This is a genomic window from Tropicimonas sp. S265A (assembly GCF_049800835.1).
Lineage (GTDB): Bacteria > Pseudomonadota > Alphaproteobacteria > Rhodobacterales > Rhodobacteraceae > Dinoroseobacter.
Genome location: NZ_JBNAFU010000013.1, coordinates 56,384 through 65,881, shown reverse-complemented (window position 1 = coordinate 65,881; position 9,498 = coordinate 56,384). Strand labels below are relative to the sequence as shown.

10 protein-coding genes and 1 tRNA gene are annotated in these 9,498 nt (G+C 62.3%); 8 read left to right on the top strand and 3 right to left on the bottom strand.

The window, feature by feature from the left end:
- Positions 1-3: 3 nt before the first annotated feature.
- The 3 genes from tuf (at position 4) to ACP15N_RS19400 (ending at position 2,774) form a co-directional block, all read left to right on the top strand.
- Positions 4-1,179, top strand: a complete 1,176-nt coding sequence (gene tuf, locus ACP15N_RS19410) for an elongation factor Tu (RefSeq protein WP_425092103.1) — start codon at positions 4-6, stop codon at positions 1,177-1,179.
- Positions 1,180-1,388: 209 nt separating this feature from the next.
- Positions 1,389-1,916: a hypothetical protein gene (locus ACP15N_RS19405; protein WP_425093967.1), complete on the top strand. Its 528-nt coding sequence runs from the start codon at positions 1,389-1,391 to the stop codon at positions 1,914-1,916.
- A 183-nt stretch (positions 1,917-2,099) separates the two neighbouring features.
- Positions 2,100-2,774, top strand: coding sequence for an FkbM family methyltransferase (locus ACP15N_RS19400; RefSeq protein ID WP_425093966.1), 675 nt, complete (start codon positions 2,100-2,102; stop codon positions 2,772-2,774).
- On the opposite strand, the gene ACP15N_RS19395 is transcribed toward ACP15N_RS19400, so the two are convergent.
- Positions 2,771-3,622: a hypothetical protein gene (locus tag ACP15N_RS19395; RefSeq protein ID WP_425093965.1), complete on the bottom strand. Its 852-nt coding sequence runs from the start codon at positions 3,620-3,622 to the stop codon at positions 2,771-2,773. The two genes, ACP15N_RS19400 and ACP15N_RS19395, sit on opposite strands and share 4 nt — an antisense overlap.
- 119 nt (positions 3,623-3,741) lie before the next feature.
- Here ACP15N_RS19395 and ACP15N_RS19390 point away from each other — a divergent pair.
- From ACP15N_RS19390 to ACP15N_RS19375, 4 genes are all read left to right on the top strand, one after another.
- A tRNA-Trp gene (locus tag ACP15N_RS19390) sits at positions 3,742-3,817 on the top strand.
- A 92-nt stretch (positions 3,818-3,909) separates the two neighbouring features.
- The gene (locus ACP15N_RS19385; protein WP_425093964.1) at positions 3,910-4,872 is read left to right on the top strand and encodes an acetyl-CoA carboxylase carboxyltransferase subunit alpha; all 963 of its coding nucleotides are present in this window, start codon (positions 3,910-3,912) and stop codon (positions 4,870-4,872) included.
- 30 nt (positions 4,873-4,902) lie between these two features.
- Complete coding sequence (locus ACP15N_RS19380; protein WP_425093963.1) at positions 4,903-5,667, top strand: YbaY family lipoprotein; 765 nt, start codon at positions 4,903-4,905, stop codon at positions 5,665-5,667.
- 88 nt (positions 5,668-5,755) lie between these two features.
- A complete protein-coding gene (locus ACP15N_RS19375) occupies positions 5,756-6,301 on the top strand; it encodes a hypothetical protein (protein WP_425093962.1) in 546 nt (181 codons plus the stop codon).
- A 68-nt stretch (positions 6,302-6,369) separates the two neighbouring features.
- Here the strand turns inward: ACP15N_RS19375 and ACP15N_RS19370 are convergent, their stop codons facing one another.
- A complete protein-coding gene (locus ACP15N_RS19370; protein WP_425093961.1) occupies positions 6,370-7,176 on the bottom strand; it encodes a M15 family metallopeptidase in 807 nt (268 codons plus the stop codon).
- Positions 7,177-7,276: 100 nt separating this feature from the next.
- Between ACP15N_RS19370 and ACP15N_RS19365 the strand changes: the two genes are divergently transcribed.
- The gene (locus ACP15N_RS19365; RefSeq protein ID WP_425093960.1) at positions 7,277-8,131 is read left to right on the top strand and encodes a D-amino-acid transaminase; all 855 of its coding nucleotides are present in this window, start codon (positions 7,277-7,279) and stop codon (positions 8,129-8,131) included.
- A gap of 49 nt (positions 8,132-8,180) precedes the next feature.
- On the opposite strand, the gene ACP15N_RS19360 is transcribed toward ACP15N_RS19365, so the two are convergent.
- Complete coding sequence (locus ACP15N_RS19360) at positions 8,181-9,314, bottom strand: hypothetical protein (RefSeq protein WP_425093959.1); 1,134 nt, start codon at positions 9,312-9,314, stop codon at positions 8,181-8,183.
- Between the last annotated feature and the right edge of the window lie 184 nt (positions 9,315-9,498).

Sequence of the window (9,498 nt, the reverse complement as noted above, 5' to 3'; positions counted from 1 at the left end):
ATCATGGCAAAGGAAAAGTTTGAGCGTACCAAGCCGCACGTTAACATCGGCACGATTGGGCATGTTGACCACGGCAAGACGACGCTTACGGCGGCGATCACGAAGCAGTTTGGCGACTTCAAGGCGTATGACGAGATTGACGGCGCGCCTGAGGAGAAGGCGCGCGGGATCACGATCTCGACGGCGCACGTGGAGTACGAGACGGACGCCCGTCACTACGCGCATGTCGACTGCCCCGGCCACGCCGACTACGTCAAGAACATGATCACCGGTGCGGCGCAGATGGACGGCGCGATCCTCGTGGTGAACGCCGCGGACGGCCCGATGCCGCAAACGCGCGAGCACATCCTGCTGGGCCGCCAGGTTGGCATCCCGAAGATGGTCGTCTTCATGAACAAGGTCGACCAGGTCGACGACGAGGAGCTTCTGGAGCTCGTCGAGATGGAGATCCGCGAGCTTCTGGAAAGCTACGAGTACCCGGGTGACGACATTCCGATCATCGCGGGCTCCGCGCTGGCCGCCCTCGAGGGGCGTGATCCGGAGATCGGCGAGCAGAAGATCGCCGAGCTGATGGCGGCTGTGGACGAGTATATCGACACGCCCGAGCGCGCGGTGGACCAGCCGTTCCTGATGCCGATCGAGGATGTGTTCTCGATCTCGGGCCGCGGCACGGTTGTGACCGGTCGTGTCGAGCGTGGCGTGATCAACGTGGGTGATGAGATCGAGATCGTCGGCATCCGCGACACCACCAAGACGACCTGCACGGGTGTGGAAATGTTCCGCAAGCTGCTGGACCGCGGTGAGGCGGGCGACAACATCGGCGCGCTGCTGCGTGGTGTGGACCGCGAAGGCGTTGAGCGCGGGCAGGTCCTGTGCAAGCCGGGCTCTGTGACCCCGCACACGAAGTTCGAGGCCGAGGCGTACATCCTCACCAAGGAAGAGGGGGGCCGTCACACGCCGTTCTTCGCCAACTACCGCCCGCAGTTCTACTTCCGTACGACGGACGTGACCGGGACTGTGACGCTGCCGGAAGGCACCGAGATGGTGATGCCGGGCGACAACCTGAAGTTCGGTGTCGAGCTGATCGCGCCGATCGCGATGGAAGACGGCCTGCGCTTCGCCATCCGCGAAGGCGGGCGCACCGTCGGCGCCGGCGTCGTCTCCAAGATCATCGAGTAACCACATCGCGCAGGGCCGGAGAAATCCGGCCCGCATGCAGCACTGAAAGAGCGCCTTCGGGCGTTCTTTTTTTGTGTGGAGAAGAATAATTCTTTTCAAAACAATGTCTTAAAAATTTTTTCTGGATCTTCGGAACCGGACCATACGAGGCGGGTTGATCAAGGGAAGGCGAGGAACACTCTCGCCGGACCAACAGAAAGGATGCACATATGAAACGCTTTTTTGCAGCCACGACCGCACTTGTCATTGCTTCTTCCTCGATCGCTCTGGCCAATAGCCCGCAGTTGATCAACGACGTTCAGGCCACGCTGAACGAGTATGGTGTGCCAGTGGACGCGTCGACGCTGTCGGCAGCCCAGCTGACCGAGGTCCACAGCCTCGACCTGAACGAAACGACCAACATCCCCGAGCAGTTGGCCACCATCGTCAACTACGAAGGTCAGGTGCCTGCAGACGCCAACACACTGGCCGAAGATGCGGCCGCTGTTGCAGCCGCTGCCGAAAGTGCAGCCGACACCACCGTAGATGCGGCCACGGACGCGGCCGAAGCGGTTGCGGATGCAATCCCTGAGTCCGGCACCGACGAACTGGTCGCCGCGAAACTCGGTGAGTACAACATTGAGGTGGACACTTCGGAGCTGACCGATGCTCAGAAGGTTGAAATTCTTAGCGTTGACGTGAGCGACCTCTCCGCCGGTCGCCCCGAAGAGCGTCTCCGCGCTATCATTGATGGGTAACCGAACCCAACCTCGTATTTTTATCAGTGCTCGGCGGCGTCCTTGGGGACGTCGCTTTTTTTTGCTGAAGGCCGGGGCGCATCGGCCCCCGATCCACGCGACTTGCATGGAATAGGCTCTTTTCGGGCAGGCCCAAATAGGTCACTCATGCGTTGTGCCGGAGCCGCGAAAGAAAACGCTGACATGGAAATCGTAGAGCTGCATGGTGTGCGCCTTCCCATCACTCCGAACGTCGTGGACCCTTTCATTGCGGAACAGTTCCGGAGTGGCCGGTATGAGCATTTCGAGATCGCAGGCCTGAATTCACAGTTACGCGCCGGGGACCGGGTGCTGGACCTTGGGGCCTGTCACGGTCTGACATCGACCTTTGCGGCGCGCACAAGGGGGGTGCGCGCGGTCATGGCGGTGGAAGCAAGCCCGCGCATTCTGCCTCATTTGCGCACAACCTACGCCCTCAACGAAGTCACCGTCGATTTGCGCCACGGCCTTGTCATTGGCGGAGAGGCGACCGGCGCTGCACCGTTCTATGTCCGCCCGCGGAACTGGAATTCCTCCGTCTTCGGCAAGAACGACGCGGCGGCGGAGAAGGTGACGGTGCCAACCCTCGGGATCAATGCGCTGATGGCTGAGTTCAAGCCAACCGTGCTGTCGTGCGATATCGAGGGCGGTGAGTATGACGTGTTGCCTGGTGCCCATCTGGACACGGTGCGGGCGATCATCATCGAACTGCACCCCAAGCGGTTCGGCGCGGAAAAGACAGCTGCCTTGCTTGAAGGGCTTGCAAAACAGGGCTTCGTCCGGGTGCCGGATATCGGCACAGCGGTCAAACACGTCTATTGCCGCGCGGACCCGAGCTAGCCGCGCGGTTTGCGCATTTGCCACGCCGTCCGAACGTTGGGGGAGGCGATCAACGCCGCAATGCTGCGGTCAAACCGGTCCGAAAATCCCCAGTCGGCCAACGCGTCCCGCATGCGCTCGATATGCGCGATCAGCGTTTCGTCGCTCAACCCGACAAGTCGCGCAGCTTGCAGCCTTGTGGGGGTGATCTGAGCCGTGCACAGAAAAGCGACCGTATGGTCTCGGGCAAAACCGACCGGTCGCAGGCAATCGCCCAGCAACGACATTTGCGCCGTCAGCCATGGTTGCTTCCAGTGCAGGAAATCCTGCTGGATCAGCAGGCTGCGCCCGGGGATCAGCGCGCCGTAGAACTGCCGCGCGATCTGGTCGAGGGTGGTCGCCTTCTTGCCTGCATCCACAACCAGCACCTCGATATCGTCACCCTGCCAGCCAAGCTCTTCGATCTCGCCGGGATGCAGTTCGACCCGGTCGGCCCATGGGGCCAGAAAGCCCTGCGCAACCCCGAGAATGTCTTCGCCTTCGAAGGGCGCGACCCCGGCCGGGTAAAGCAACCGCCGCTTTGCCTGTTCATTCGCGCCAAACCTGTCATAGGCGTGGACTTTCTGCGTGCCGCCACGCGCCGCCACCCCGGCGGCCAGACGCGCCGTGCCGCCACCGGCAAACGCCCCAAGCTCGACGATGGCACCGGCGTCCCGCGCCCATTCCTCCCCGACCCAGTGGTAGAAGCGGCGCTCCTCGGGGGCGAGCATCGTCGGCACGTCGATCGGTGCCTCGGCAAGGCGCGTCGCATCGAGGTTCCAGGGCGCCGCGGCCAGAAGCACTTCGGGGTCTTGGATATGCAGTGGCATCGGATGCATCTCCGCAAGATCGTCCGCCGAGGCGGCAGTTGCAAGGCACTGCCCCGGCAAAAGGGTGAAAAGCGCCCTTGATTTCCCACGCGATCCGCCATACCCCTCCGCTTGGCCTTAGGGGTTTAGCTCAGTTGGTAGAGCATCGGTCTCCAAAACCGAGGGTCGTGGGTTCGAGTCCCTCAGCCCCTGCCAGGCCTTTCGCGCAGTACCGGTTCTTTTCGCAGCGGTTGCATCACCTGCTGCACGCGGCCATATAGGCGGGCAACGACCCGGAGCACGGCGCTATGCAGAACTACCTCGAATTCGAAAAACCGCTGGCAGAGATCGAAGGCAAGGCGGAGGAACTCCGCGCGCTCGCCAACACCTCCGAAAAGATGGATATCGACAAAGAGGTCACGGCGCTTGACGAGAAAGCGGCCAAGCTGCTCGTCGATCTCTACGAGGATCTGACGCCATGGCAGAAATGCCAGGTCGCACGGCATCCGGACCGGCCCCATTGCAAAGACTACATTGACGAGCTGTTCACCGAGTATACGCCGCTGGCAGGCGATCGAAACTTTGCCGATGACCATGCGGTGATGGGGGGTCTGGCCCGGTTCGACGACACACCGGTGGTCGTGATCGGCCACGAAAAGGGCAATGACACCAAGTCGCGCATCGAACGCAACTTCGGCATGGCCCGCCCCGAGGGGTATCGCAAGGCGATCCGCCTTATGGATATTGCCGATCGCTTCGGTTTGCCTGTCATCACGCTGGTAGATACGCCCGGCGCATATCCCGGCAAGGGCGCCGAAGAACGCGGACAATCGGAGGCCATCGCGCGGTCCACGGAAAAGTGCCTGCAACTGCGCGTTCCGCTCATCTCTGTGATCATCGGCGAGGGCGGCTCCGGCGGGGCCGTCGCGTTTGCCACCGCAAACCGGCTCGCCATGTTGGAGCACTCGATCTATTCGGTCATTTCGCCCGAGGGTTGCGCCTCCATCCTGTGGAAGGATGCCGAGAAAATGAAGGAAGCCGCCGAAGCGCTGCGCCTGACGGCGCAGGACCTGATGACGCTTGGCGTCATCGACCGGATCATCTCGGAACCCGTCGGCGGCGCGCAACGCCACAAGGACGAGGCCATCGCCAATGTCGGGCGCGCGGTTTCTGGTATGCTTGCTGATCTGGTCGGGCGTGACCCGGCACAGCTTGTTCGGGATCGGCGCACGAAATTCCTCTCGATGGGCTCCAAGGGCCTTGCCGCCTGACGGCCGTGACGCACCAACCCGGAGGACGCCTTGACACTCCTGCCGCGCACCCTGATCGCAGCCTGTCTAGCCGGCCTTGGGCTTGCCGCACCCATGCAGGCTGACGAGCGGAACCTCAGCGTGACCGTGACTTACCTGGAACGGATCGCCCTGCCACCGGATGCGGAACTCAGCGTTTCACTTCTGGATACCTCCCTGATGGATGTCGCCGCCGTCCAGCTGAGCCAGCAACGGTTCCGGATGGACAAGGTGCCATTCGAAGTCAGCCTGTCCTATGATCCGGACCTGATCGATGATCGCCACACCTACACGGTGGCGGCGCAGATTACCTCCCGGCGAGAGGTTATCTTTCGGACCACAACCGCCTATCCGGTCCTGACCCGCGACGCCCCGTCAGAGATCGAGATTGTTCTGCAAAAGATGTCGCATGGCGCTGATGCTGCCACCCCCGGTGACGGTGTGGTCGGACTGGCGTGGCAGGTGGTCGAGATTGGCGGTCAGGTCAAGGACGTGGATGATCCTCCGACCATGACCATCGACGCAGAAGGCGGGCTTGGCCTTTACGGGGGCTGTAACCGGTTTCGGGGCAAAGTGACCGTGGCCAACGGGGCGTTCAGCTTGTCCGGGCCGCTTGCAGGGACACGCATGGCCTGCCCTCCGGACCGTATGAAGCTGGATGACGACATGATCCGTGCGCTTGAAGCCAGCACAGGATACGCGCGCACCGGTGAGTTCCTTGTTCTGACCGATGACGCTGGAGACGCGACGCTGCGGTTCCGAGAGCAACGCGGCTGAGAGGCCCGGTCCGGGCACCGGGTTGCGCCCGTGCTCCGACTTGGGGCATCTGAACGTCGTGCACACTCTCACATAGGACACATCACCCATGACTCTTCTCAGAATACTCGCCTGTCTGCTCTGGCTGCTGCCATCCCTTGCCGCGGCCCAGACCGCCGAACGCAATCTCACCGTTGAAATTGATGCAACGGTCGCTGCAATCGACGCGGATACACGCGAAATCACCCTGCGTGACCCGGAAAACGGCGCGACCCAGGTCATCGTCGCTGGCCCCGAAGTCAGGAATTTCGACCAGATCGCCGTCGGAGATACCGTCCGCGCGGTCTACAGCCTCGGCCTCGTCGCGCGGATGGCGCAGCCAGGCGAGAACGACTCCGTTGCCGCACTCGAGGGATCGGCAGTCGAGGGCGAGAAACCCGGGGCGGTTGATGTCGTTGCGGTCACGCGTGTTCTGGAACTCGTGTCCTACGATGCCGAGACCTTCGTTGCGACACTGCGCGACTCCGACGGACATTTGCGCTCGGCTGTCGTCGAAACAGAAGACGGGCGCGCCTTTGCGGCAAACCTCTCTCCGGGCGACAAGGTGGCCCTGACGTTCTCCGAAAGCATGGCCATCGGCATCGTTCGTCAATAACAACCAGGCCCGGTTTTTTTCGGCTTGCCGTGCAATGGCGCCCCCGCGGGCGCCATTATGCGTTGTGTTCAGGTGGCCGCGCCCGGGTGTGCGGGCCCATAGACGGCAGCTTCTGCGCCGGTGATCCGCGCCCACATCTGGTCACCATAGCTGAAATGCCACCACTCTGTCGGGTTGTTCACCAACCCCTCGGCGCTCATAAGATGAAACAGCAACCGCCGGTTCGCACGCGCCTCCAGATCGGAAAAACTCGCATCCTTCGGCGCGGTCTCGAAATGCGCGGTGTTGGAAACCGCTGTCACATCGTCGAAAATCGCACCCATGTGCAGCGGGGCTCCGAACCGATCGCGCAGGGTCAGATCGACCGCACCCCCGGTTGCGTGTGGCGGTGGAGACAGCGGATCAATCACCCCGTCCTGTGCGCCGCGCGCCCAGTATCGCCCAACCTCGGCCCACAGGGCTTCGCCTTCCAGCCCGCGCGTACGCCGCAGGTAGTCCGGCATCCACCGGTCATGGAAAGTGTTCTGAACCGCCACCGGTCGCCACGCGTCATAGACCCATAAAGACAGGCCCAACCCGGCTATCCGCGCCTGCACGCGCGCCAGGCGCTCGGCAACACCCGCGCGCAGCCAAAGTCCCTCAACGCTGCCCGCGATTTGCGCGTAGTAGGGCGGATTGTCTGCGCGGTAATAGTGGTTGGCCCCTGCGATCCCCAGGCCGGTGACTTCAACCAGCGGCTCCGCCTGTGCGGGGCCGTTCAGATCCACGGGGTGCGCCCGGTAGTCGCCCTTGCGCGCGTCGGCCTGTGCGACCGCCACCGCAATTGGCGTTTCCCGCATATGTACCACTGCGTCCCAGGAAAGTGCTCCGTCCATCCCACCACCCTGCGGCGCGTCCCCGCGAGATGCAACATGGCGCTTGACCCGATCGCTCGTGCGCCGCCATATCGCCCCAACCAGATCGGAGGACCGCCCCATGAGCCGCATCGTTTACGTCAACGGAGAGTATGTGCCCGAAGAGGAGGCGAAGATCTCCGTGTTCGACCGGGGCTTCCTGTTTGCCGATGGCGTCTACGAGGTCACGTCCGTCCTCGAAGGCAAGCTGATCGACTTCGAAGGCCATGCCAAGCGGCTGGAACGGTCCTTGTCGGAACTGGAAATGCCCGCGCCCGTGACCATGGACGAGTTGCTGGAGATCCATCGCGAACTCGTGGCCCGTAACGAGGTGACCGAAGGCATGGTATACCTACAGGTCACGCGCGGCGCGGCAGATCGCGATTTCGCCTATCCGGCGGAGGTCAAACCCTCCCTCGTGCTGTTCACCCAGTCGAAATCCATCGCCGACACGCCCGTGGTCCAGACTGGCATCCGCGTGATTTCCATCCCCGATGCGCGCTGGGGCCGCCGCGATATCAAGACGGTCCAGTTGCTCTACCCTTCTATGGGCAAGATGATGGCCAAGGCCGCTGGCGTCGAGGACGCGTGGATGGTCGAAGATGGGGCCGTTACCGAAGGCACCTCCAACAACGCTTATATCGTGACGAGGGACGGTACCATCGTGACCCGTCATCTCGGCACGGAAATCCTGCACGGGATCACGCGGGCCGCCGTCCTGCGGTTCGCGCGCGAAGCCCAGATGAAGGTCGAGGAACGCCCCTTCACGATAGAAGAAGCCCAGAACGCGCAGGAGGCTTTCATCACGTCCGCCTCGACCTTTGTCATGCCGGTGGTCGAGGTGGATGGTGCCCAGGTGGGCGATGGAAAACCCGGTCCCGTCGCCACCCGTCTACGCGAGATCTACCTCGACGAAAGCCGCGCCAAGGCGGTCTGAGCGGGTTCGACCTGACCGGCACGCCTGCGAAGCCGTGACTGCCTTCGGGCTACTTCTTGGGTTTGTCCGCCCCATTGCTGCTCTTGCCAGCGTTGGAGGACGTCCCCCGCAGGCCAATCGCCTTTGAGATTGAGGCCAGGGTCTCGCGCCGGACGACATCGTCGTCAATCTCCGCCGCGATGACATTCGCCAAAAAGATATCATGGCTGCGCACCAGCCGGTCGTGGAAGGCATTCACGTTGGACGAGATCGTCGCCTGAATTCGCAGCACAATGGCCGCGACCACGTTGATCATGATGGCATTCGCAGCCCCGACCGCCGCAACCATGAGTTTGGAGCCTTCTTCGGTCACGTTCGTCCCGATAATTGCCTGGATGGTCCAGACCGTGATCCCGATCCCGGCGACCACGCACAGGATCGCCACGGCTATCGTCACGCGGCTGTTGAAGCGGTTGATGGCGTAATAGCTGCTCAGGTTGCGCTGGTTGGTCAGCAGGAGTTTCCGCGCGCGCGAGATATCCGCCTTTGCCTCCACCGGGATGACATCGTGTTCAAGCTCCAGCCTGTCATGTTCCCGTCGCGCACTGCGCGCCGACCGGAACCGGGTGATGGCCCAACCGAACAGGACCAAACCAACGAGCCCGATGGAGACGACCTCGGCCTCGTAGGCTTCAATGTAGTCCTCGCTGTGGTCGGTATCGCCATGGTAGATGCTCAGGAAGTCTTCGAGCGAAAAGCCGAACCAGACCAGGAAAGTCACGGCAATGGACCCGATCAGGATGCCCGTCACTTCTGAATACCTGGCCCGGTTGCGCACCATCCGCATTCGCTTGAGGGACACGATCTCGCGGCTCAGGTGGCGCAGTCTTTCATTCTGTTCGTCGACCTCTTCATCCTGCTGGCCCAGAAGCCCGTAGAGTTCCGGCCTGTCAAATTCCAGACGTTCCGCCGCCAGGTCCTGGGCCTCGTCCCGTTTTCGCATGAAGAAAAAGATGGTCCCTGCGCCAAGGATAAAGGCCAGGCTAACCACGATATCGTTCAAGCCGGTCGCACCCCCGATAGCCGCGATCAGGATCAAACCCGTTCCGCCGATCAAGGCGCGCCGCCACCATGTCCCTGCCTCTGCCTCCTGGGCTTTCAGATCGTCGGCATGGGTGGTGATAAGCTGGCTCGGTGACTGCATGTCTTAACCTGTGAAACGAATGACATAGATAAGTTCCCGCGTGCGGGGCGCTCCAAGTAGTCTGCGCCCGGCCCGAGAAATCAAGTGTTGTCTTTTCCGCTCAGAGATCTGGCGGCGGCAGCACATGATGCCTCATCGGGTCAGGCATCATTTACCAACAGGCGTCGGGTGCACCTCTAACGGG

What these genes read in the sequence shown, in the direction of transcription:
- tuf (WP_425092103.1), top strand. Translation starts at nt 4, where the DNA reads ATGGCAAAGGAAAAGTTTGAGCGTACCAAGCCGCACGTTAACATCGGC.
- ACP15N_RS19370 (WP_425093961.1), bottom strand. Translation starts at nt 7,176, where the DNA reads ATGGACGGAGCACTTTCCTGGGACGCAGTGGTACATATGCGGGAAACG.
- ACP15N_RS19400 (WP_425093966.1), top strand. Translation starts at nt 2,100, where the DNA reads ATGGAAATCGTAGAGCTGCATGGTGTGCGCCTTCCCATCACTCCGAAC.
- ACP15N_RS19405 (WP_425093967.1), top strand. Translation starts at nt 1,389, where the DNA reads ATGAAACGCTTTTTTGCAGCCACGACCGCACTTGTCATTGCTTCTTCC.
- ACP15N_RS19360 (WP_425093959.1), bottom strand. Translation starts at nt 9,314, where the DNA reads ATGCAGTCACCGAGCCAGCTTATCACCACCCATGCCGACGATCTGAAA.
- ACP15N_RS19375 (WP_425093962.1), top strand. Translation starts at nt 5,756, where the DNA reads ATGACTCTTCTCAGAATACTCGCCTGTCTGCTCTGGCTGCTGCCATCC.
- ACP15N_RS19385 (WP_425093964.1), top strand. Translation starts at nt 3,910, where the DNA reads ATGCAGAACTACCTCGAATTCGAAAAACCGCTGGCAGAGATCGAAGGC.
- ACP15N_RS19365 (WP_425093960.1), top strand. Translation starts at nt 7,277, where the DNA reads ATGAGCCGCATCGTTTACGTCAACGGAGAGTATGTGCCCGAAGAGGAG.
- ACP15N_RS19395 (WP_425093965.1), bottom strand. Translation starts at nt 3,622, where the DNA reads ATGCCACTGCATATCCAAGACCCCGAAGTGCTTCTGGCCGCGGCGCCC.